This is a genomic window from Aquipuribacter nitratireducens (genome assembly GCF_037860835.1).
In the GTDB taxonomy this organism is placed as follows: Bacteria; Actinomycetota; Actinomycetes; order Actinomycetales; family JBBAYJ01; genus Aquipuribacter; species Aquipuribacter nitratireducens.
The window spans coordinates 69,872-90,897 of the sequence record NZ_JBBEOG010000002.1 but is presented as its reverse complement, the minus strand read 5'-3'; the positions used below and the strand labels follow the sequence as shown (position 1 = coordinate 90,897).

24 protein-coding genes are annotated in these 21,026 nt (G+C 75.2%); 17 read left to right on the top strand and 7 right to left on the bottom strand.

What is annotated here, in order from left to right:
* Both WAB14_RS03850 and WAB14_RS03845 read right to left on the bottom strand, forming a co-directional pair.
* On the bottom strand, window positions 1-1,740 hold the full coding sequence (locus WAB14_RS03850; protein WP_340267604.1) for an ABC transporter permease subunit: 1,740 nt from the start codon (window positions 1,738-1,740) through the stop codon (window positions 1-3).
* A gap of 133 nt (window positions 1,741-1,873) precedes the next feature.
* Window positions 1,874-3,199, bottom strand: a complete 1,326-nt coding sequence (locus WAB14_RS03845; RefSeq protein WP_340267602.1) for a sugar ABC transporter substrate-binding protein — start codon at window positions 3,197-3,199, stop codon at window positions 1,874-1,876.
* Window positions 3,200-3,377: 178 nt separating this feature from the next.
* Between WAB14_RS03845 and WAB14_RS03840 the strand changes: the two genes are divergently transcribed.
* Complete coding sequence (locus tag WAB14_RS03840; protein WP_340267600.1) at window positions 3,378-4,388, top strand: LacI family DNA-binding transcriptional regulator; 1,011 nt, start codon at window positions 3,378-3,380, stop codon at window positions 4,386-4,388.
* Window positions 4,389-4,611: 223 nt separating this feature from the next.
* Here WAB14_RS03840 and menD read toward each other — a convergent pair whose 3' ends face one another.
* Window positions 4,612-6,252 (bottom strand): 2-succinyl-5-enolpyruvyl-6-hydroxy-3-cyclohexene-1-carboxylic-acid synthase, encoded by a 1,641-nt coding sequence (menD, locus tag WAB14_RS03835; protein ID WP_340267598.1) that lies wholly within the window; start codon window positions 6,250-6,252, stop codon window positions 4,612-4,614.
* Window positions 6,249-7,277, bottom strand: coding sequence for an o-succinylbenzoate synthase (locus tag WAB14_RS03830; protein WP_340267596.1), 1,029 nt, complete (start codon window positions 7,275-7,277; stop codon window positions 6,249-6,251). The genes menD and WAB14_RS03830 overlap by 4 nt, the downstream gene beginning before the upstream one ends.
* A gap of 21 nt (window positions 7,278-7,298) precedes the next feature.
* Here WAB14_RS03830 and WAB14_RS03825 point away from each other — a divergent pair, with 21 nt between their 5' ends.
* The 6 genes from WAB14_RS03825 (at window position 7,299) to WAB14_RS03800 (ending at window position 12,316) form a co-directional block, all read left to right on the top strand.
* Window positions 7,299-8,252: a 1,4-dihydroxy-2-naphthoyl-CoA synthase gene (locus tag WAB14_RS03825; RefSeq protein WP_340267594.1), complete on the top strand. Its 954-nt coding sequence runs from the start codon at window positions 7,299-7,301 to the stop codon at window positions 8,250-8,252.
* 7 nt (window positions 8,253-8,259) lie between these two features.
* Window positions 8,260-8,724, top strand: coding sequence for an NUDIX hydrolase (locus WAB14_RS03820; protein WP_340267592.1), 465 nt, complete (start codon window positions 8,260-8,262; stop codon window positions 8,722-8,724).
* A 113-nt stretch (window positions 8,725-8,837) separates the two neighbouring features.
* Complete coding sequence (locus WAB14_RS03815) at window positions 8,838-9,737, top strand: CPBP family glutamic-type intramembrane protease (protein ID WP_340267590.1); 900 nt, start codon at window positions 8,838-8,840, stop codon at window positions 9,735-9,737.
* 7 nt (window positions 9,738-9,744) lie between these two features.
* Window positions 9,745-11,070, top strand: coding sequence for an AMP-binding protein (locus WAB14_RS03810; RefSeq protein ID WP_340267588.1), 1,326 nt, complete (start codon window positions 9,745-9,747; stop codon window positions 11,068-11,070).
* Window positions 11,067-11,429, top strand: a complete 363-nt coding sequence (locus WAB14_RS03805) for a PLDc N-terminal domain-containing protein (RefSeq protein ID WP_340267586.1) — start codon at window positions 11,067-11,069, stop codon at window positions 11,427-11,429. The genes WAB14_RS03810 and WAB14_RS03805 overlap by 4 nt, the downstream gene beginning before the upstream one ends.
* Before the next feature lie 11 nt (window positions 11,430-11,440).
* Entirely contained in the window at window positions 11,441-12,316 is an 876-nt protein-coding gene (locus tag WAB14_RS03800; RefSeq protein ID WP_340267584.1) for a 1,4-dihydroxy-2-naphthoate polyprenyltransferase, read from the top strand.
* A 27-nt stretch (window positions 12,317-12,343) separates the two neighbouring features.
* On the opposite strand, the gene WAB14_RS03795 is transcribed toward WAB14_RS03800, so the two are convergent.
* Both WAB14_RS03795 and WAB14_RS03790 read right to left on the bottom strand, forming a co-directional pair.
* Window positions 12,344-12,550: a PLDc N-terminal domain-containing protein gene (locus WAB14_RS03795; protein ID WP_340267582.1), complete on the bottom strand. Its 207-nt coding sequence runs from the start codon at window positions 12,548-12,550 to the stop codon at window positions 12,344-12,346.
* Window positions 12,551-12,587: 37 nt separating this feature from the next.
* Complete coding sequence (locus WAB14_RS03790) at window positions 12,588-13,106, bottom strand: MOSC domain-containing protein (protein ID WP_340267580.1); 519 nt, start codon at window positions 13,104-13,106, stop codon at window positions 12,588-12,590.
* Window positions 13,107-13,159: 53 nt separating this feature from the next.
* On the opposite strand from WAB14_RS03790, the gene WAB14_RS03785 reads away from it, so the two are divergent.
* The 4 genes from WAB14_RS03785 to WAB14_RS03770 all read left to right on the top strand — a co-directional run bounded on the left by WAB14_RS03785 (window position 13,160) and on the right by WAB14_RS03770 (window position 16,885).
* Window positions 13,160-13,492, top strand: a complete 333-nt coding sequence (locus WAB14_RS03785; protein ID WP_340267578.1) for a DUF4229 domain-containing protein — start codon at window positions 13,160-13,162, stop codon at window positions 13,490-13,492.
* Window positions 13,489-13,908, top strand: a complete 420-nt coding sequence (locus WAB14_RS03780; RefSeq protein WP_340267576.1) for a globin — start codon at window positions 13,489-13,491, stop codon at window positions 13,906-13,908. Before WAB14_RS03785 ends, WAB14_RS03780 begins: the two co-directional genes overlap by 4 nt.
* Before the next feature lie 37 nt (window positions 13,909-13,945).
* The gene (locus WAB14_RS03775) at window positions 13,946-15,613 is read left to right on the top strand and encodes a glycoside hydrolase family 13 protein (RefSeq protein ID WP_340267574.1); all 1,668 of its coding nucleotides are present in this window, start codon (window positions 13,946-13,948) and stop codon (window positions 15,611-15,613) included.
* A 114-nt stretch (window positions 15,614-15,727) separates the two neighbouring features.
* Window positions 15,728-16,885: a PP2C family protein-serine/threonine phosphatase gene (locus WAB14_RS03770; protein ID WP_340267572.1), complete on the top strand. Its 1,158-nt coding sequence runs from the start codon at window positions 15,728-15,730 to the stop codon at window positions 16,883-16,885.
* A 4-nt stretch (window positions 16,886-16,889) separates the two neighbouring features.
* Here the strand turns inward: WAB14_RS03770 and WAB14_RS03765 are convergent, their stop codons facing one another.
* Window positions 16,890-17,321, bottom strand: a complete 432-nt coding sequence (locus WAB14_RS03765) for an acyl-CoA thioesterase (RefSeq protein WP_340267570.1) — start codon at window positions 17,319-17,321, stop codon at window positions 16,890-16,892.
* A 62-nt stretch (window positions 17,322-17,383) separates the two neighbouring features.
* On the opposite strand from WAB14_RS03765, the gene WAB14_RS03760 reads away from it, so the two are divergent.
* The 6 genes from WAB14_RS03760 to WAB14_RS03735 all read left to right on the top strand — a co-directional run bounded on the left by WAB14_RS03760 (window position 17,384) and on the right by WAB14_RS03735 (window position 21,012).
* Entirely contained in the window at window positions 17,384-17,596 is a 213-nt protein-coding gene (locus WAB14_RS03760) for a hypothetical protein (RefSeq protein WP_340267568.1), read from the top strand.
* Window positions 17,593-18,102 (top strand): DUF5709 domain-containing protein, encoded by a 510-nt coding sequence (locus WAB14_RS03755; protein WP_340267566.1) that lies wholly within the window; start codon window positions 17,593-17,595, stop codon window positions 18,100-18,102. Before WAB14_RS03760 ends, WAB14_RS03755 begins: the two co-directional genes overlap by 4 nt.
* Before the next feature lie 7 nt (window positions 18,103-18,109).
* On the top strand, window positions 18,110-18,310 hold the full coding sequence (locus WAB14_RS03750; RefSeq protein WP_340267564.1) for a hypothetical protein: 201 nt from the start codon (window positions 18,110-18,112) through the stop codon (window positions 18,308-18,310).
* A 231-nt stretch (window positions 18,311-18,541) separates the two neighbouring features.
* Window positions 18,542-19,423, top strand: coding sequence for an acyl-CoA thioesterase (locus WAB14_RS03745; RefSeq protein WP_377002453.1), 882 nt, complete (start codon window positions 18,542-18,544; stop codon window positions 19,421-19,423).
* A gap of 73 nt (window positions 19,424-19,496) precedes the next feature.
* Window positions 19,497-20,333, top strand: coding sequence for a matrixin family metalloprotease (locus tag WAB14_RS03740; protein WP_340267562.1), 837 nt, complete (start codon window positions 19,497-19,499; stop codon window positions 20,331-20,333).
* A gap of 28 nt (window positions 20,334-20,361) precedes the next feature.
* Window positions 20,362-21,012, top strand: a complete 651-nt coding sequence (locus WAB14_RS03735) for an alpha-ketoglutarate-dependent dioxygenase AlkB (protein WP_340267560.1) — start codon at window positions 20,362-20,364, stop codon at window positions 21,010-21,012.
* Window positions 21,013-21,026 lie beyond the last annotated feature (14 nt).

The following is a 21,026-nucleotide window of genomic DNA, read 5'->3' as shown; positions in this document are numbered from 1 at the left end:
TCAGTTGATGTCCTCGAGCGCGCGGGTCTGCCTGAAGCTGACAGCGGAGATCCCGGCGACGATGAAGAAGATCAGCACGCTGAGCGCGCAGGCGAAGCCCCACTGCTGGCCGCCGCCGCTCTCGAACCCGAGCGTGTAGACGACGTGGATGAGCAGGTCGGTGGCCCCGAGGCTGATGGAGGCCTCAGGGATGTTCGGCCCGCCGCCCGTGACGAAGTAGATGAGCGTGAAGTTGTTGAAGTTGAAGGCGAAGCTCGCGATGAGCAGCGGCGCGACGCTCACCATGAGCAGCGGCAGCGTGATGGACCGGAAGATCCGGAACGCGCTCGCGCCGTCGACGCGGGCCGCTTCCTTGACGTCACCGGGGATCGACTGCAGGGCGCCCGTGCACACGAGGAACATGTAGGGGAAGCCGAGCCAGAGGTTCACCAGGAGGACGCTGAAGCGCGCGAGCCACGGGTCGGTGAGCCAGGGGATGTCGGCACCGCCGAGCAGGATCTGGTTGACGAACCCGAAGCTCGGGTTGAGGAAGCCGGCCCACAGCAGCATCGACATGAAGCTGGGGGCCGCGTACGGGAGGATCATGAGGGAGCGGTAGAGCTTGCGCCCGCGCATGCGCGGGTTGTCGAAGACGATGGCGAGCAGGACGCCGAGGAAGAACGTCGAGATCACGGAGATCGCCGCGAAGGCGAACGACCAGACCGTGGTGCCGAGGAGCAGGACCGAGAGCCTGTCGTCGTTGAAGACGCGCACGTAGTTGTCGACGCCGACGGGCACCCGCCACCCTGGTGTGAGCTCGGTGCCGTCCTCGCCGACGTAGAAGCCGACGGACTGGTCGGCGGTGTAGACGGTGCCGTCCCGGGTGTCGACGAGCGCGTCCGCCTCCTCGTCGTACTCCAGCTGGGGACGGAACTCGTAGGCGATGCGGCCGTCCTGCGTGCGGAGGCTGCCTGCGTCGGGGTCCTCCTCGTCGGCCAGGGGGACCCGGAAACCGACGACGGCCTGCTGGCGGTCGGCGAGGTCACCCAGGGACAGGGACTCCCAGCCCTCGATCGCTGTCGCGACGCCCTCGTCGTCGAGCGTCACGGCGTCGGCGTCGACCTCCTGCAGCCCCTCCGAGGTGCCGAGGCTCACCTCGCCGTCGGGACCCGTGAGGAGGAACGCGAGCTCCTCCTGCGGCGCCGTCTCCGCCGGGTCCTCGGGGGCGTCGACCGCCCCGGCGTCGCCGGCTCCGGCGTCCTCACCGGCGGGTGGGGCCGCCTGGCCCTCGCGGGCGACGATCGTGAGGTCGTACGCGGGGCTCTCGGGGACCCGCTGCTCCGAGACGGCGAGGATCTGCTCGCGGGCCTGGTTCTGGTTGATCGTGTGGGCGTCGCCGAAGTTCGTGAAGCTGATGAAGACGGTGTAGGCGACGACGAAGATCTGGAAGATCAGGAGGAAGAACAGGCCCGGGAACAGGTACTTCGCCGGGACGAGCCGCTTGCTGAAGTAGATGACGTCGGCGACGACGAGCGAGACGAGGAGGAAGGCGAAGAAGCCCCAGTTCTCGGCCCCGAAGGAGACGAACAGGGCGAAGGCGCCGAGGGCGTTGAGCACGCCCATGAAGAGCGTCTTGAGGAGCAGGCTCGTGAGGAACCCCGGACCTCGCGGCGGCTTGCCCGCGGGGACGGGGGGTTCCCCCGGTGGTGGGGCCGCGGGCGGGTCGCCCTGCGGCCGGGTCGTGGTGAGGATGCCGGACACCGGGCCTCCGCTTCGTCGTCGGGGGTGAGTGCGTCGCCTGCTGCGTGGGGGTGGTGCACCCGGGGGCCGGGACGGATCCCGACCCCCGGGGCGTGAGCGGTGGTGCGGTGGTGGTGCGTGTCGCGCGAAGGGCTCAGCCGCCGGCGATGGCGGCGCGGATCCGCTCTGCGGCGTCCTGCACGAGCGTGGCGGGCTCGCCGTTGCCGAGCAGGATGTCGCGCTGGGCGTTGCCGTAGTCGCCCCACACGCTGTTCATCGCGGGGATGTTGGGCAGCGGCTGGCCCGTGGCGCCGTACTCACCGAAGCCGGCGATGATCGGGTCGGACGAGACCTCGTCGAACACCGACTGGAAAGCCGGCGGACGCTGCCCGGTCTCGTAGAGCTCCTGCGCGACCTCCTCGGTCCCGAGGTAGTTGAGGACGAAGTCGTTGGCCACGAGCGGGTTCTCCGCGTACGCGGAGACCATGAAGCCCTGGACGCCGACGAACGGCTGCGACGGCTCCCCGCCGGCGGACGGGATCGCCTCGACGACGAACTCGACGCCACCGTCGGTGAACGTCGGGACGTTCCACGGGCCGGTGATGGCGTAGGGGGCGCGGCCGCTGGCGAAGGCCTCGGACGCGATGTCGAAGGTGACGTCCGGGTTGATGAGGCCGGCCTCGCCCCACTCGGCGAGCTGCTCGGCGAAGGCGATGCCGCCCTCGTTGTCGATCTGCAGGTCGTCGGGGTTGTACGAGCCGTCCTCGTTCTGCCGGAAGATCTGCGACCCGAAGGAGGTCTGGATCGGGTAGAAGTGGTAGACGTCGCCGGCCTCGCCCACCTGGAGAGCGAGCGGGAGGTCGGCGTCACCGGCGTCGACGAGCGCCTGGCCCTCGTCGAGCATCGACTGGAAGTCGGCCGGCGCCTCGGGCGCGAGGGCCGTGTTCCGGAAGAGCGCGACGTTCTCGACCGCGTAGGGCAGGCCGTAGGTCACGCCCTCGTAGGACAGCGCCTCGACGGCGACCTCCTGGAAGTTGCCCTCGGCGTCGCCGAGCTCGAGCGGCGCGACGGCTCCGTTCGTCACGAGCTGGCCCAGCCAGTCGTGGGCGCCGATGATGATGTCCGGACCCTCGCCGACCGGACCGCGCTGGATGAGCTGGTCGCGGATGACGCCGAAGTCGAGCTGCTGGACGGCCACGGTGAGGTCGTTCTCGGCGCCGAACTCGTCGCCGATCTCCTGCACGATCGGGGCGCGGGTCTCGTCGGTCCAGATGACGAGGTCGGCGTCGGCGCGCTCGATCGGCGCCTCGCTGCCCTCGGCGCTCGGCTCGGCGGCCGGCTCGCTGGCCTCGGCGGTGGCCTCGTCGGTGGGCTCCGGCGCCGCGGCGGTGGCCTCGTCGGTGGTGCCGCCGTCGCCGCACGCGGTCGCCACGAGCGCGAGGCCGGCAACCATCGCTGCGATGGGGATGCGTCGTCGCATCGGTGTGTCTCCGTTCTGTCGGCCCGCTCGACGCTCGAGCGGCTGGCGCGGACACTAGCAAGACCAAGCGCAAGAGCGGAAGAGTCTTGCGCAGAACTCTCGCAAGGCTTTACCGATTCTTGACGCGGCTACAGCGAACTCCTTGCGCGCGGACTTGCGCGGGTGCCAGAGTCGGCAGGTGACCACGCTGGACGTCATCGCCGCCGAGGTGGGGGTCAGCCCCGCGACGGTCAGTCGTGCCCTGCGTGGCAAGAACGGCGTGAGCGACGCGGTCCGCCAGCGTGTCCTCGCGGCGGCGGAGGCCGCTGGGTACGTCGCGAGCCGCCGCAGCACCGGTATCGACACCGACGTCGTGGGGCTCATCGTCCCCGAGCTCGACAACCCCGTGTTCCCGGCGTTCGTCCAGCGCATGCAGACCCTGCTCGTCCAGCAGGGCTACACCCCGCTCGTCGGCTCCCAGTTCACGCCGGGCGTGAGCGAGGACGAGTGGATCGAGCTCATGCTCGGCCGGCAGATGGCGGGGCTCGTCGTCGTCAACGGCATGCACGCCGACACCACGGCGCCCCCGGACCGCTACCTGCGCCTGCGCCGGCTCGGCGTGCCGCTCGTGCTCGTCAACGGCTTCGTGCCGGACCTCGACGCCACCTTCATCGCCGTCGACGACGCCAACGCCGTCGAGATGGCCGTCCAGCACCTCGCGACGCTCGGCCACCGCACGATCGGGCTCGCGGTCGGGCCGGAGCGCTACACGCCCGTCGTGCGCAAGGTCGAGGCGATGACCCGCCTCGTCGAGGCGCGCCGCGGCACGCCCGTGGAGATCACCGGCCTCGTCGAGCACTCGCTCTTCACGATCGAGGGCGGGCAGGCCACGGGTCGCCGGCTCATCGAGGCGGGCGCCACGGGGATCGTGTGCGCGTCCGACCCCATGGCGCTCGGGGTCATCCGGGCGGCCCGGGCGCTCGGCCTCTCCATCCCCGGCGACGTGTCGGTCATCGGCTTCGACGACTCCCCGGTGAACGCGTTCATGGACCCGCCGCTGACGTCGCTGCGCCAGCCGGTCGGCGACATGGCCGCGGTCGCCATCACGGCGCTCGTCGAGCAGCTGCGGACGGGCCAGCACCCCACGACGGAGTACCTCTTCGCCCCCGAGCTCATCGTCCGCGGCACGACGGGCCCCGCTCGCACCTGACCGCGCCCCGCCCGCCCACAAGCCCGCTCCCGCGCCACAACCCCTGCGCCACAGCGGTTGTGGACGCGAAACGGCCGATCCGGGCGCTACAACCCCTGTGCCGCAGCGAGTGCCGTCCGGGCGGCGGGTGACCCGCGCCACGACGACACAACGAACGGCCGTTCGGGGTCGCCGGTGCACGGAACCGGCGTTGCGGGTGTCGTCGTGGCGTCGTCCGCGCGACCTACCGGAGCGTGGCGAGCGCCGCTTCCCGTGCCGCGGCCGCGACCTCGGCCTGCAGGGCACGGGAGCCGGACCGGTCGGTCCGGGCCTCGACGACCTCCATCGCCCCGCCGTCCCAGCTGCCCAGCGCGTCGGCGAGCTCCGCCTCGGTCGTGACGAGCCGGTGCGGGACGCCGTGCGCCCGGCACAGCGAGGCGAGGTCGACGCCGTGCGGCGTGGCGAAGAAGCGCTCGTGGACACCGGCGAACCGCTCCTCGCCGTGCTCGAGCAGGCCGAAGATGCTGCCGCCGTCGTCGTTGGCGACGACCACCTGCACGGGCGGGCGCTCCTCGGTGTGCCCGACGAGCAGGCCGTTGGTGTCGTGGAGGAACGTGAGGTCGCCGACGAGCGCCCGGACGGGCGCGCCGCCCCCGAGCGCGATGCCGCCGGCGGTGGACAGGCTCCCGTCGATGCCGGCGAGACCGCGGGAGGCCAGCACCGGGGGCCGCCGGATCCCGTGGTCGAGGACGAGGTCGAGATCCCTCACGATGCTGCTGGCGCCTACGAACAGCTCCGGCTCGTCACCCGCCCAGGCGGAGCGGGCCGAGGCGACGCACCGCGCGACGTGCAGACCCGCGAACGCGGACGAGCGGTCGAGGGTGGCGTGCACGGCGCCGAGTGCGGCCGCGCCGGCTCGTCGCCAGCGGTCGCGCCAGGGGAGGTCCGTCGGCACGGAGGCCGCCTCGACCCGCCGGACGCCACGACCCGGGCCGGGGAGCGCCCCACGCCCGACGAGTACGACCTCGACGTCCTCGCGCTGCACCAGACGGCTCACCGGTCGCGTGAGGGTCGGGCGCCCGACGACGACGACGCGACGGACGTCCGCTCCCAGCCCCGCCACGTCGACCAGCAGACGACCGGACGGCACGGCAGGGAGCCGGGACCCGAGCCCCGCCGACGCCTCGACGCACCAGGGTGCCCCCTCGGCGTCCAGCAGCGGCGCCAGCCGCCCTGCCCCGTCCCCGGCGACGACGAGCGTCGGCTCGTCGTCGAGGACGACCGGTGCGACCGCTCGGGCAGCGGGGGGGTCCGCCACGGCGGCTGCGCCGGGCGACCACGCGAGGTCGTCCGGCACGAGCGGGTCGTCGAACCCGGCGTTCACGTGCACCGGCCCACCCGCACCGCCGTCGTCGGCCCGCGCGACCCGCACGAGCCGGACGACCTCGGCACGCAGGTCCACGCCCTCCGCGGCCTCGACGTCGAGCACCTCGAGCGCGGCCTCGGCGAACGCCGCCGCCTGGAGCGGCGTCGTCTGGTTCGCCCACGTGCCGCGTAGGCGGCGCGGCCGGTCAGCGGTGAGCAGGAGCAACGCCACCTGCGAGTGGTGCGCCTCCCACACCGCCGGCAGCAGGTTCGCCACGGCCGTGCCGGACGTCGTCACGACCGCGGCGATGCCGCCGGCCTTGCCGATGCCGAGCGCCGTGAACCCGGCGGAGCGCTCGTCGATCCGCACGTGCACGCGCAGCAGCCCGGCGTCGTCGGCGGCGGCGAGCGCGTACGCCAGCGGCGCCGAGCGCGACCCCGGGCACAGCACGACGTGCTCGACACCGGCGTCGACGAGGCCCTGGACGATCGCGCGGGCCGCGGCGGTCGACGGGTTCACGCCGCCGATCCTCCCCGCGCCGCGAGCAGCCCGTGCACCCGGGTCAACCGCTCCCGCCACCACGCCTGCCGCTCCGGCGGCGCCTCCCAGCGCCCGAGCAGCGCCGGGTCCGGAGCCACGCGGCGCACGGGCACGCGCCCGCCGGACGGCAGGAGCGGCGACGCGGTCACGTCGCCGGCCAGCAGGGCGGCCGTCGCCAGTCCCTCGGCCCGCCCGGCGTCGAGCACGGCCGCTGCCGCGACACCCGCCGCGAGCCCGACCGACGACTCCAGCGCCGACGACACGGTGACGAGCACCCCGTACGACTCGCGCAGCTCGGTCGCCAGCGCCACCAGCGCCGCGACCCCGCCGAGCGGGGCCGCCTTCACGACGACGACGTCCGCGGCGCCCGCTCGCGCCACGGCCAGCGGGTCCGAGGCCCGACGCACGACCTCGTCGGCCGCGACCGGCACGTCCACCCCCGCCCGGGCGAGCGCCACCCGCAGCCGCGCGAGACCGTCGACGCCCGCGACGGGCTGCTCGGCGTACTCGAGCCCAGCCCCGGCGAGGGCGCGCAGCGCGTCCACCGCCTGCGCCTCGTCCCAGCCCGCGTTCGCGTCGACGCGGATCGCGCCGCCGGGGCCGAGCGCCTCGCGCACCGCGGCGACCCGGGCGAGGTCGTCGGCGAGCGACTGCCCCCGCTCCGCCACCTTCACCTTCGCGGTCGTGCAGCCGGGGAAGCGGGCGAGCACCGACGGGACGTCGTCGGCGGGCACGGCCGGGACGGTCGCGTTGACGGGCACCGCGGGAACACGAGCGGCGGGCCACGACCCGTACGCCGCCTCGTAGCAGGCTGCGAGCCACCGCACGGCCTCGTCGTCCGGGTACTCGGCGAAGGCGGCGAATTCCCCCCACGCGGACGGGCCCCGCACGAGGAGCGTCTCCCGGACCGTCAACCCCCGGAACCGCGTGCGCAGCGGCAGCGCCACGACGTGCACGTCCGCGGGCGGGGGCAGGTCGGGGACGTCGGACGGCACGGCGGTCATCCTCGCCCGTACGCTCGCGCCGTGCCCGCGCTCCCCCACGTCTCCGACACGTTCGACCCGTCGGCCTGGCGGGAGGTGGACCCGACCGAGCTCGGCCGGGAGCGTCTCACCGACGTCACGTACCACCGCTGCGTCCTCGACGGCCCGGCCGGCGGCACCGTCCGGGTCGCGTTCGACCGGCCCGAGGTCCGCAACGCCTTCCGGCCCCACACGGTCGACGAGCTGTACGCCGTCCTCGACCACGCGCGCCGCACGCCCGACGTCGGCTGCGTCCTGCTCACCGGCAACGGCCCGAGCCCGAAGGACGGCGGCTGGGCGTTCTGCTCCGGCGGCGACCAGCGGATCCGCGGCCGCACCGGCTACCAGTACGCCGAGGGCGAGACCGCCGACACGGTGGACGAGAAGCGCACCCGGGCCGAGGGCGGGCGACTGCACGTCCTCGAGGTCCAGCGGCTCATCCGGACGATGCCGAAGGTCGTCGTCGCCGTCGTGAGCGGCTGGGCCGCCGGCGGCGGGCACTCCCTCCACGTCGTGTGCGACCTCACGGTCGCCAGCCGCGAGCACGCCCGCTTCAAGCAGACCGACGCCGACGTCGGCAGCTTCGACGCCGGGTACGGCAGCGCGTACCTCGCGAAGATGGTCGGGCAGAAGAACGCCCGCGAGATCTTCTTCCTCGGTCGCACCTACGACGCCGAGACCATGCAGCGGATGGGCGCGGTCAACGTCGTCGCCGACCACGCCGACCTCGAGCGCGACGCGCTGCAGGTCGCCGCGGAGGTCAACGGCAAGTCCCCCACCGCGCAGCGCATGCTGAAGTTCGCGTTCAACCTCACCGACGACGGCCTCATGGGCCAGCAGGTGTTCGCCGGCGAGGCGACCCGCCTGGCGTACATGACGGACGAGGCGGTCGAGGGCCGCGACGCGTTCCTCGACAAGCGGACCCCCGACTGGTCGGCGTTCCCCTGGTACTACTGACGGCGCCGTGACCGGGGCCCCGATCGACCGCCGCTCCGCCCGCGTCCTCCTGCTCGACGGCCGCGGCCGCCTCCTCCTGCTCCACGGCTGCGACCCGGCCCGCCCGGCGACGAGGTCGTGGTGGTTCACCCCGGGCGGCGGCCTCGACCCGGGCGAGAGCCACCTGCAGGCCGCCGCGCGGGAGCTGTGGGAGGAGACGGGCCTCACCGGCGTCGAGCTGCACGGCCCGGTCGCCGAGCGCTCCGCGGAGTTCACGTACGACGGCGTCGAGTACCGCCAGCACGAGCTGTTCTACGTGTCGCGCCTCGACGCCGCGGACGTCGCCGTCGAGCCCGGCGCCCACACCGACGTCGAGACCCGGGCGCTGCTCGGCTGGCGCTGGTGGACCGCGCGGGAGCTCGCCTCGACGGAGGACACCGTGTACCCCGAGTGGCTCCCCCGCTGGCTCGAGGAGCGCTCGGCCCCGTCGTGATCACCGGTCCGACCCTGCGCCGGCACCCACCGTTACCGAACCGCTGACGAACCGTTATCCACCCGATGCCTCCCGTGTCGTCCGGTACGGGCGGAGGTTCCTACCCTGGGTGCGTGGACCTCGTGCTCGCCGCTGTCGCGGTCGCCCTCGCCGTCGTGGCGTGGACGGCGTGGGAGGCGACCATGGCGACCCGGCTCGTCCGCGACCGGCGTCCGCTGGTCGCCCGGAACGCCGCCGTCGCCGGCGCACAGCGCCTCACCGTCCTCGGCCAGCTCGGCCTCGTCGTCGTCGCGACCGTCGCCGCGGGGCTCGTCGGGGTCGACCTGTGGTGGAGCGCCATCGCGGTCGCCCCACCCGTGCCCGGCTGGCTCCTCACGGCCGTGGCGGTTCTCCTGCTCGGGCTCGCCGTCGCGTGGACCGCGCGTCGCGGACCGCTCCCCGGCGACCGGCGGGCGCTGACGGCGACGGTCGCGACGGCCGTCGGCACCGAGGTCGTCCTGCGCGGCTTCCTCCTCGGGCTGCTCGAGGCCGCGGGCTCCCCCGTCACCGTCGCCGTCCTGCTCACCGCGGGCGCGACGGGAGCCCTGCAGGCGGTCCGGGCGCGACCCGGCACCCGCGGCACGGCCTTCGTGCTCGCGACGGTCCTCGGTTTCGGGCTCGGTCTCGTCGTGCTCCTCACGGGCAGCCCGCTCGCCGCGGCGGCCCTCCACGCGTCGGTCGCGGCCCTCGGCCTCGGCCGGACCCTCGTCACGGCACACCGCGCCGAGGGGTGCGCGTGCGGCCACGACCACGGCACCGACGCGGCCGCCGGCCAGGCCGTGACCGTCGTGCCCGGCACGTCGACGGCCGACGTCTCGCCCGCCAGCGCCGCTGCGCAGGCCACGGGCGACGCGACGAGCCACGGCACGAGCCACGCGGCCGCGCACCCGGACGGAGCGGCGTGCACGGGCGCGTGCGACCACGCCGGGTCGAGCGCGTGCGCCGTCTGCCCGCTGTCCACCGCCCGGGTCTGACCCGCTCGTGAGCGGCCGGGCGGTCCTCACCGTCCCCGTGACGGGAGCGGACGGCCGTCCCCTCCTCGACCCCCTGCGCGACGCCCTGTGCGGGGCAGGGCCCGCGGTGCTCCCCCGGGCCGGGACCGCGCCCGTCCCCCCGTGGCTCATCGAGCCGCTCGCGGCCGACGAGGACGACCCCCGCGACCCCACCGCCGCCCTCGTCACCACGACGGGGTCCACGGGCGCCCCCCGTGCCGTGCTCCTGCCCGCGTCGGCGCTGCTCGCGTCCGCGGCGGCCACGCACGACCACCTCGGCGGCTCCGGCCGGTGGCTGCTCGCGGTGCCCGCACACACGGTCGCGGGCGTCATGGTGCTCGTCCGGTCCCTCGTCGCCGGCACCACCCCGGTCGCGCTCGACCTCACCGACGGCTTCGACCCCGCCCGGTTCGCGGCCGCCGCCGAGACCCTCGGCGGGCGCCAGCGCCGCTACACGTCCCTCGTGCCCACGCAGCTGCGACGCCTGCTCGTCGCACCCGGGCGCGCCGGTCGCGAGGCGCGCGCGGCGCTCGTCTCCTTCGACGCGGTCCTCGTGGGCGGTGCCGCGCTCGACGCCGGCACCCGCGAGCGGGCCGAGGCCCTCGGGGTCGGCGTCGTCGAGACCTACGGCATGACGGAGACGTGCGGGGGCTGCGTGTACGACGGCACGGCCCTGCCGGGGGTGCGGGTCGACGTGGAGCCGCCGCTCGGCCGGGTCGTCGTGAGCGGCCCGGTGGTCGCCCGCGGCTACCGCCGCGACCCCGCGGCCCCCGGGGGCGACCACGGCGCCCCCGACGCGGCCGGCGGCGGGTTCGGCGACGACGTGGTCCCGGGCGGTCCCCGCTGCTTCCGGACCACCGACCGTGCCGTCGTCGAGGGCGGTCGCCTCCGGGTGCTCGGACGCCTCGACGACGTCGTCGTGTGCGGCGGCACCAACGTCGCGCTCGACGCGGTCGCCGCGGCGGCCCGGACGGTCCCGGGTGTGACCGACGCCCTCGCGGTCGGCCTGCCGGACGACTCGTGGGGCACGGTCGTCGGGCTCGTGCTCGTCCCCGACGACGACGGTGCGACGCGCGAGGTCATGCCCCGCGCCGTCACCGCCGTGCGGGACCGCGTCGGTCGCGCGGCCACCCCGCACCGCGTCGTCCTCGTCGACGCCCTGCCCGTCGCGGGCGTGGGCAAACCGGACCGCGCGGCTGCCGTCCGGCTGCTCGCGGCCGCCGGCGCGGCACCCCGGACGACGCCGGACGCCGGCATGGGAGACCATGGTCGCCAGGACCACGCACCCCCGGAGCAGGAGGACGAGCACCCGTGAGAGCCCTCATCATCCCGGCGCTCGTGCTCGCCTTCACGGTCTACTGCCTCGTCGACGTCGTGCGGTCCGACGACTCCGACGTCCGGGGCCTCCCGAAGCTCGTGTGGGTGCTGCTGGTCCTCCTGTTCCCCCTCGCCGGCGGCGTCGCGTGGCTCATCGCCGGGCGCCCGCGCCGCAGCCGCCTGCCGGGCACGGGCCGTCTCGGCCGGCCCGCGCCACGGGTCCTCGGCCCGGACGACGACCCCGACTTCCTCCGGGGGCTCGACCGCGGGGCGCAGGACCCACCGGAGGAGCCCGGCGACCGCCGCGACGGCGACGCGGGTGACCCCGGCGGGCCCGCGCCCGGCGGGCGGCGCTGACCCCCTCCCCCGTGACGACCCCCGCCCAGTGGGTGGCCGGCTCACGCCCGCGCACCCTCCCGGCCGCCGTCGCGCCCGTCGCCGCGGGGACCGGCGCGGCCGTCGGGCTCGGCGCCGTCGCGCCCGGGCGCGCCGTGCTCGCCCTCGTCGTCGCCCTCGCGCTGCAGGTCGGCGTCAACTACGCCAACGACTACTCCGACGGCGTCCGCGGCACGGACCGGGACCGGGTGGGCCCGGTCCGGCTCGTCGGGCAGGGGCTGGCGTCGCCGCGTGCGGTGCTCACGGCGACCGTCCTCGCCTTCGCCGTCGCCGCTCTCGCCGGTCTCGTGCTCGTCGCCCTCAGCGGCACGTGGTGGCTGCTGCTCGTCGGCGCGCTGTGCGTCGTCGCGGCCTGGACGTACACCGGCGGCCCGAGGCCGTACGGCTACGCCGGTCTCGGCGAGGTCGTGGTGTTCGTGTTCTTCGGCCTCGTCGCGGTCCTCGGCACGACGTGGACGCAGGCCCTCGCCCTCGACGCGGGCGGCGTGGCCGCGGCGGTCGCGCTCGGCGCCGTCGCCGCCGCGCTGCTGGTCGTCAACAACCTGCGGGACATCCCGACCGACACCGTCGCCGGCAAGCGCACGCTCGCGGTCGCCCTCGGCGACGCCCGCACCCGGCGGCTGTTCGTCGGGCTGCTCGCCGTGCCCGTGCCCGCGGTGCTGCTCGCGGCGACGACGAGCGGGTGGGGGGCGCTCCTCGCGCTGCTGGCCGTCCCGGCGGCGCTGCCGCCCGCGCGCGCCGTGCTGCGCGGTGACACCGGGCGGGACCTCGTCGCCCCGCTCGGCGGCACCGGCCGGTACCTGCTGCTCCTCGGGCTCGGCCTCGGGTCGGGACTCGCCCTCACCTGAGCGCCGGCGGCCGCAGCAGCGGTCCCGTCAGCGGCGCCGGCCCACCGGGTCGAAGGCCTCGGGCCGACCCGACCACAGCCACAGCAGCGGCCCGACGACCGGCACGACGAGGACGACGAGCACCCACGCCGCGAAGGGCAGCCCCCGCACGTGCGCGGGCGAGGTGCGCATGCAGTCGATGAACGCGTAGACGTGCAGCGCGACGACCGCGAGCACGACCAGGAGGCGGAGCACAGGACCAGGGTAGGTCGGTACGGCACCTCCGGGCAGGTCACAGGGGGTGCAGCGGGTCGTCCCCGACGTGCAGCACCCGAACGGCGTCACCCGCCCGGACGCGGCCGCCCGCCAGCACGACGGCGAACACCCCCACCCGCCCGACGGGCACACCGGCGGGGTCGAGGTCGACGCCGACGCGGTCCGTCGCCGGGTCCTCGTGGCGCGGGAACCGCATCCCGGTGAGGCGCAGCCGCGCCCGCCCCCCGACAGCCAGCACCGTGCCGGCGGGCAGGGCGAGGAGGTCGACGCCGTCGGTCGTGACGTTCTCGCCGAGGTACCCCGGACCCACGTCGTGCCCCGCGGCGCGCAGCAGCCGGTACCGGGCGACGTCGACGAGGTGGACCTCCCGCAGGTCCCGGCCGGCGTGCCGGTCGTCCGCGGCGCCGTGGTCGGCGACGAGGAGGAGCTCGTCGCGCGACTGCTTCGCGAAGCCGCTCGCCGGCGCCTCCGCGGCCGCGTGGACGGCGAGCACGGCCCCGGCCCGACCGCTCGGGTCGCCCTGTCGCGCGTCCATCCCGACAGTCTCCCCCGGACGGGACCGGCCAGCGTGACGCCTACCCTGGGGGGATGCGTCCCGTCGCCGTCTACTCCGCGCTGCGGCTCGGCATGTTCCTCGTCGCGTTCCTCGCCCTGCGCCTCGTCGGCGTCGGGGGGCTGCTGTCCCTCGTCCTCGCCCTCGTCATCTCGATGCTCCTGTCATTCGTCGTGCTGCGCCGACAGCGCGATGCCGTCACGCTCGCGATCATGGAGCGCCGCGCGTCCCGCGACGCCGGTGAGGCGCAGGCGACCACGGGGCAGCGGCGACGGCTCCGCGACCGGATCGACGACGACGCCGCCGCGGAGGACGCGGCGCTGGACCGCGCCGACGACCACCGGGCGGACGGGCAGGAGCCCCGGTGAGCCGGCCGCACGACGTCCCCGACCTGCGCCGTCCCGACTCCTTCTGGGCAGCCGTCGGCGGCACCGACACGTTCGACCGGCTCGTCGCCGCCTTCTACGCCGGGGTCGGCGAGGACCCGGTCCTCGCGCCGATGTACCCGGAGGAGGACCTCGGCCCCCACGGGGCCGCCGCCCAGCGGCTGCGCATGTTCCTCGAGCAGTACTGGGGCGGGCCGACCACCTACAGCGAGGAGCGCGGTCACCCGCGCCTGCGCATGCGGCACGCGCCGTTCCGCGTCGACCCGGACGCGCGCGACCGCTGGCTGCTCCACATGCGCCGCGCCGTCGACTCCCTCGACCTCGCGCCCGTGCACGAGGCCGTCCTGTGGGACTACCTCGAGCGGGCTGCGCACTCCCTCGTCAACACCTTCGAGTGACGGGACGGGCACCGCGGCTGTGCCACCCTTGTGACACGTGACCTCCTCGTCCCTCGAGTCCGCCCCGTGGTGGCGCGACGCCGTCATCTACCAGGTCTACCCGCGCTCGTTCGCCGACGGCGACGGCGACGGCATCGGTGACCTGCCGGGCATCACGTCCCGCCTGCCGAAGCTCGCCGAGCTCGGCGTCGACGCGGTGTGGCTGTCCCCCTTCTACCCCTCCCCGCAGAACGACGCGGGCTACGACGTCTCCGACTACCGCGACGTCGAGCCCATCTTCGGCACCCTCGCCGACGCCGACACCATGATCGCCACGGCGCACGACCTCGGTCTCCGGGTCGTCGTCGACGTCGTCCCCAACCACACGAGCTCGGAGCACGCGTGGTTCCGCGCCGCGCTCGCCGCGGCGCCGGGCTCGCCGGAGCGAGCGCGCTTCCACTTCCGCGACGGGCGCGGTGAGGCCGGCGAGCTGCCCCCGAACAACTGGGCGTCGGTGTTCGGCGGCCGGGCGTGGACGCGCGTGACGGAGGCCGACGGCTCCCCGGGCCAGTGGTACCTCCACCTCTTCGACTCCACGCAGCCGGACCTCAACTGGGACAACCCCGAGGTCCACGACGAGTTCGAGGACACCCTGAGGTTCTGGCTCGACCGGGGCGTCGACGGCTTCCGCATCGACGTCGCCCACGCGATGGTGAAGGCACCCGGCCTGCCGGACTGGTCGGCGGACGACCGGCCCATGCAGGGCACGGCCGAGATCACCGACGACCGCCGTCCCCCGATGTGGGACCAGGAGGGCGTCCACGCCATCTACCGGCGCTGGCGCGCCGTCACCGACTCCTACGACGGCGACCGCATGCTCGTCGCCGAGGCGTGGGTCACCCCGTACGAGCGCCTCGCCCGGTACACGCGCCCCGACGAGCTGCACCAGGCGTTCAACTTCGACCACTGCGTCGCGCCGTGGCTGCCGAAGGAGCAGCAGGAGGTCATCACGACCTCCCTCGCCGGCTCCGAGGCCGTCGGCGCCCCCACGACGTGGGTCCTGAGCAACCACGACGTCGTCCGCCACGCGTCGCGGCTCGGTTTCCCGCCGGCCACGCGGGGTCTCGGCGGCATCGGCCCGCGCGACGAGCAGCCCGACGCCGAGCTCGGCCTGCGCCGCGCCCGCGCCGCCACGCTCCTCATGCTGTCGCTGCCCGGTTCCGCGTACCTGTGGCAGGGCGAGGAGCTGGGCCTGCCGGAGCACACGACGCTGCCCGACGACGTCCGGCAGGACCCGGCATGGCACCGCACGAGCGGGGAGCAGGTCGGCCGCGACGGCTGCCGCGTCCCCATCCCGTGGGAGGCCGACGCCCCGTCGTACGGCTTCGGACCGGGTGACGCGTCGTGGCTGCCGCAGCCACCGGTGTGGGCGGAGCTCGCCCGCGACCGGCAGGAGGGTGTCGACGGGTCGACGCTCGAGACGTACCGGGCCGCGCTGCGGCTGCGTCGCGAGCACGGCCTCGGGCGCGGCAGCCTCCGCTGGCTCGACGAGCGCTGCGGCGACGGGTCGCTCGGCCTGCGCAACGGCGACGTCACCGTGCTCGTCACCTTCGACGGTGAGCCGCAGGAGCTGCCGGCGGGTGCCGAGGTGCTGCTGACGAGCGGCCCGCTCGACGCCGACGGCCGGGTCCCGTCCGACACCACGGTGTGGCTGCGGACGCCGTGACGACCGGCTGAGCCCTCGAGGGGCGTCACCCGATCGGCTGACGCCGACCGTCCGACGCGCGGCCCTCCCCGCCCCGCCCGTACGATCCCGTGCGAGTGCGAGGCGAGGAGGGCCGTGTCCGTTCCACCCGCCGCGCGCGACGCCGGTGACGACGCCGCGCTCCTGCGCGCCGCCGTCGAGTCCGGCCTCGACGGCATGGTCGTCGTCTCGACCCAGGGCCGGATGATCGCGATGAACCACCAGTTCCTCGACATCTGGCGCATCCCGGCGGACATCGCCGCATCGGGCGACGACCAGGCGGCGCTCGCGTGGGCGCAGCGCAGCGTCGTGGACCCGGACGCGTTCCTCCGCCGCGTCGAGGAGCTGTACGCCGACGGCTCGACGCCCGCGCGCGACGAGCTCCAGCTCGTCGACGGGCGCGTGCTCGACCGCTACGGGACCCCGCTGCGTGCACCGGACGGCACCTCCATCGGGTGGGCGTGGTACTTCCGCGACGTCACCGTCGAGCGGCGGGCAGCACAGGAGGCGATCGAGGCGGGCGAGCGGTTCCGCCGCCTCGCCCGCACGCTGCAGGACAGCCTCCTGCCGCCCGTGCTGCCGGACGTGCCCGGGGCGGAGATCGCCGCCCGCTACCTGCCCGGCTCGGAGGTCGTCGACGTCGTCGGCGACTTCTACGACGTCTTCCAGACCGGCGAGCACGGCTGGGCGCTCACCGTCGGCGACGTCTGTGGCAAGGGCGTGGAGGCCGCCACCGTCACGGCGCTGGCCCGGTACACGATCCGCGCCGCGGCCGTCACACGGACCTCACCGTCGTCCGTGCTCCGGCTGCTCGACGAGGCGCTGCGTCGGCAGCACCCGGACTCCGAGCGCTTCGTGACCGCCGCCTACCTCGCACTCCGGCTCGAGGACGGCGCGTGCCGGCTCACGGTGTCGCTCGGCGGGCACCCGCCGGCGCTGTGCCGCCGCGCCGACGGGACCGTGGAGCCGCTCGGCGAGCCGGGGATGGTGCTGGGCGTCTTCGAGCAGCCGATGCTGAGCGACGCCGCGACCGTCCTGCACCCGGGCGACAGCGTCCTGCTCTACACCGACGGCGTCACCGAGGCCCGGCACGAGGGCGAGCAGTTCGGGGAGCAGCGGCTCGTCGAGGTGCTGCGCGGCTGCGACGGGCCCGCGGCCGACACGGCCCGCTGCGTCGAGGAGGCGGTCCTCGCCTTCGCGCAGCGGCAGAGCGACGACACCGCCGTCCTCGTCGTCCGCGTGCCGCCCGCCTGACGGCTCAGCGCGAGGGCCGGCGGAACTGCACCGGCGGGCCCGACAGGCTCTCGAGCAGCTCGCGCTCCGCCGGCTCGATGCGACGCGGTGTCGCTCGTGAGAAGGAGTACATCACCATCGTCGAGGCCGAGACGGCGTGGACGACGCGCTCACCGGCGTGCGTGGTCGCGACCTCGTAGGCGAGGTCGAAGCCGGCGCCGCCGATCCGCGTCACCCAGATGTCGACGAGGACGCCGTCGCGGTGGTACTCCAGCGGCACCCGGTACTCCACCTCGTGGCGCACGACGAGCGTCCCCGTGTCCGGGCCGGACTTGACGAGCGCGAGCGCCTCGATGCGCGCCTGCTCGGTGTAGCGCATGAAGTCGGTGTTGTTGACGTGGCCGTAGGCGTCCATGTCGGACCAGCGCATCGCGACGGGCACGGTGACGACGGGCACGCCCGGGATCCTCGCACGCGGCCCAGGCATGGCGCGGAGCGCGTCCGGGTACCGCACTCACCATGAGCGAGAACACCGAGTACCCGACGGGTGCCACGGGCGACCCCGAGGACATGGAGGGTCCCGGCGACGAGACCGGCGGGTACGACCCCGACGACGACCCGGACGCCGACCCGGAGATGCTGCACCCGCGTGACGGCGACCGGGCCTCCGGGTCCCAGACCGAGGACCCCGACTCCGACCCCGACAGCCTCAACCCGAGGGGAGACGCATGAGCGAGCAGGAGGGCGTCGACCGGATCGACGCCGAGGCGACCGCAGGCATGGACCTCGACGAGGTCGACATGGACCAGGACCTCGCGTTCGGCGAGGACGGCGAGGACGACAACCTCGACCGCAGCTACGTGCCGAACGACCGCCCCGTCGCGGCGACCGCGCACGGCACCACGGCCGAGGAGCAGCACGAGGGCGGCAGCCTCGAGGCGCGCCTGGAGGCGGAGGAGCCGGAGGTCTTCGAGGAGCGGCCCGGGGACGCCGTGCTCCCGACGGACCAGCCCCTCACGGACGCGACCGGCGAGGACGTGTCGAGCGAGGACCTCGCGATGACCGAGGACGACGACAGCGAGGTGGGCGACCTGCGCGCCGGACGGCTCGTCGAGCCCGACGAGGGCGTCCGCGAGGACACCGAGAAGGACCTCGTCGCCGAGGACGTCGGCATCGACGCGGGCGCGGCGAGTGCCGAGGAGGCCGCGATGCACGTGACGGAGGACCCCCGCACCTGACCACGGTGTGAGCGGGGCCGCCGGCGGGTACTGCGCCGGCATGCCGGACCCCGACGCCCCCGAGCGCACCGACCACGACGACCCCGAGATGTACCGCCACAGCGACGACCCCGAGCCCGACGCGGGCGAGGGGCCGCAGGAGGGCGGCACCGCCGGTCCCGGCGGGGCGGCGCAGGCACCGCCCCGACCGGGACCGCAGCGGTCCTGAGGGTCGGCCGGTGCCCGGTTTCGTCTGCGGGACGGGCCCGCGACTGGGACGTTCCGGTGCGCCGGACGCCCGAAGTCGTCCCACTCGCCGTGCGAACGTCCCACTCGGCGTGCGGACGTCCCACTCGCCGTGCGGACGTCCCACTCGGCGTGCGGACGTCCCACTCGCCGTGCGGACGTCCCACTCGGCGGTGATCGAGGGCGCGGCCGGGGTCGGCGGTAGGTTCCGGGGGTGAGCGAGCGCCCGACCCCCGAGTCCCTGCGCGACCGTCTCGTCAGCGACCTGAGGCTGGAGGCCACCGACGACGCCGACCGCTTCGTCGGCCAGAACGTCCACCACCCCTCGGGGCGCGTCTTCGGCGGGCAGGTCCTCGGGCAGTCGCTCATGGCGGCGGGCCGCACCGTCGACCCCGAGCGGCACCCCCACAGCCTCCACGCGTACTTCCTCCGCGCCGGCGACCCGTCGGTGCCGATCGAGTTCGCGGTCGAGCGCCTGCGGGACGGCCGCTCGTTCAGCGCCCGGCGCACGCACGCCCTGCAGCACGGTCGACCGATCCTGTCCATGATCGCGTCGTTCCAGACCGCCGACGAGGGCCTCGACCACGCGGCCCCGATGCCGGACGCCCCCGACCCGGAGTCGCTCCCGACGACCGCGGACGTGCTCGCCGGGATCGACCACCCGACCGCCCACTACTGGTCGCACGAGCGGCCCGTCGACATCCGCAACGTCGACGAGCCGATCTTCCTGCGGCCGGCGAGCGCCCGCCGCAGCGACAGCGCGGTGTGGTGGCGCACCCCGGCCGCGCTCCCGGACGAGCCCCTCGTCCACGCGGCCGTCATCGCCTTCGCCAGCGACTACTCCCTGCTGGAGGCGGTGCTGCGCCGCCACGGCGTCGCGTGGTCGACGCCCGGTCTGAAGATCGCCAGCCTCGACCACGCGATGTGGTTCCACCGTCCGGCGCGCGCCGACGAGTGGCTGCTGTACACCCACGCCAGCCCGTCGGCGTCGAACGCGCGCGGCCTCGTCCAGGGCCACATGCACGACCGGCAGGGGCGGCTCGTCGTCACCACCACCCAGGAGGGCATGGTGCGGGTCCCCCGCTCCGGGGGGTGACGACCCTTCGACACGGCGTACCGACTCGCTCCAACAGGTCCAGGCGGCCGCCCGCTCGACCGATGATGGACTCATGGGCCGACGCCGGCACGCGCGACGCCACCTCGTCGTGGCGGCCCTCGTGCTGCTCGCGCTGGTGGCGCCGCACGCTCCCCGCGACCCCGGCGTCGACGAGGCGACGCGGCTCGCCCCGGCCGCGGCGAGCCCGCCCCGGGCCGTCCCCGGCTCGTCCCGGTTCTCCCTGTACGACGGCGTGCTGCCCGACGGCAGCGGCACGTACCTGCGGTGGGACCCGTGCAGCACCATCACGTACCGCGTCAACCTCACCGCGGTGCCCGTGCGCCTGCGCGCGCAGGTGCTCGGCGAGACCCACGCCGCGGTCGAGGAGGTCGCCGCGACCACGGGCCTGCGACTCACCTACCGCGGGCTGACGGCGGAGGTCCCCCTCACCGAGCCCGCCGACCCGCTCGAGCAGTCCGCCGACGTCGTCGTCGCGTGGGTCGAGCCGGAGCAGACGAGCGCCGACCTCGAGGGCGGCATCGCGGCCCAGGCCGGGGCCCGTGGCCTCCTGACGTCCCGGACGCGCGACGGCCTGGTCTACGACCCGGCGGACCCGGGCCGGCTCGGGCACGTCATCGTCCGCGGCTACGTCGTGCTCGACGCCCCGCAGCTCCTCGTCGAGGGCAAGCCCGCGGCGGGGCCGGGGACGTCACGGCGGAACACGCTCCTCCACGAGCTGGGACACGCGGTCGGGCTCGGGCACACCGAGGACCCCACGCAGCTCATGCACCCCCGGTTGCACGCCGGCACGCCGGACGGCTTCGCCGCGGGCGACCTCGAGGGACTCGCCGCCGTCGGCGCCACGCACGGCTGCCTGCAGGCACCGGTCGGGCTCCCCGACCTCCTCTGACCGCTCGAACACCTGTACGCTATCGGTCGTGCGGACCGCCTTCCAGCCGTCGCTCCTCGACGCCGCCGAGGGGCCGGACACCACCGAGGGGTGGTCCCTCGGTGCGCTCGCCGACGGGCTCGAGCGCGTCGACCTCGCGCACGGGGCGTGGCTCGACGTCCGGCGCGGCTGGCTGCGGGGTTCGGCCGGAGTCATGGCGCACCTCGTCGGCACCGTGCCGTGGCGCGCCGAGGAGCGCCGCATGTACGACCGCGTGGTCACCGTCCCCCGCCTGCTCGCCTGGTACGGCCCCGAGGAGCCGTGGCCGCACCCCGCCCTCACGGCGGCCCGGGAGGCGCTCGACGCGCACTACGGGCTCCCGGCCCCGCAGCGCGTCGCGAGCGCCGGACTGTGCTGGTACCGCGACGGCCGAGACGGGGTCGCATGGCACGGTGACCGCATCGGTCGCAGCCGGCACGAGGACGTGCTCGTCGGGATCCTCTCCGTCGGGGAGCCGCGGGCGCTCGCCCTGCGCCCCGTCGACGGCGGCGGACCCACGCTGCGGTTCCCCCTCGGGCACGGCGACCTCCTCGTCATGGGCGGGTCGTGCCAGCGCACGTGGGACCACTGCGTGCCGAAGACCGCGCGGCCGGTGGGCCCGCGCATCAGCGTGCAGCTGCGCCCGCGCGGGGTCGCCTGAGCCGGTCTCGCCCC

Coding starts and splice junctions, on each gene's coding strand:
- WAB14_RS03845 (WP_340267602.1), bottom strand. CDS start 3,199: ATGCGACGACGCATCCCCATCGCAGCGATGGTTGCCGGCCTCGCGCTC.
- WAB14_RS03830 (WP_340267596.1), bottom strand. CDS start 7,277: ATGACCGCCGTGCCGTCCGACGTCCCCGACCTGCCCCCGCCCGCGGAC.
- WAB14_RS03790 (WP_340267580.1), bottom strand. CDS start 13,106: ATGGACGCGCGACAGGGCGACCCGAGCGGTCGGGCCGGGGCCGTGCTC.
- WAB14_RS03785 (WP_340267578.1), top strand. CDS start 13,160: ATGCGTCCCGTCGCCGTCTACTCCGCGCTGCGGCTCGGCATGTTCCTC.
- WAB14_RS03760 (WP_340267568.1), top strand. CDS start 17,384: ATGAGCGAGAACACCGAGTACCCGACGGGTGCCACGGGCGACCCCGAG.
- WAB14_RS03755 (WP_340267566.1), top strand. CDS start 17,593: ATGAGCGAGCAGGAGGGCGTCGACCGGATCGACGCCGAGGCGACCGCA.
- WAB14_RS03740 (WP_340267562.1), top strand. CDS start 19,497: ATGGGCCGACGCCGGCACGCGCGACGCCACCTCGTCGTGGCGGCCCTC.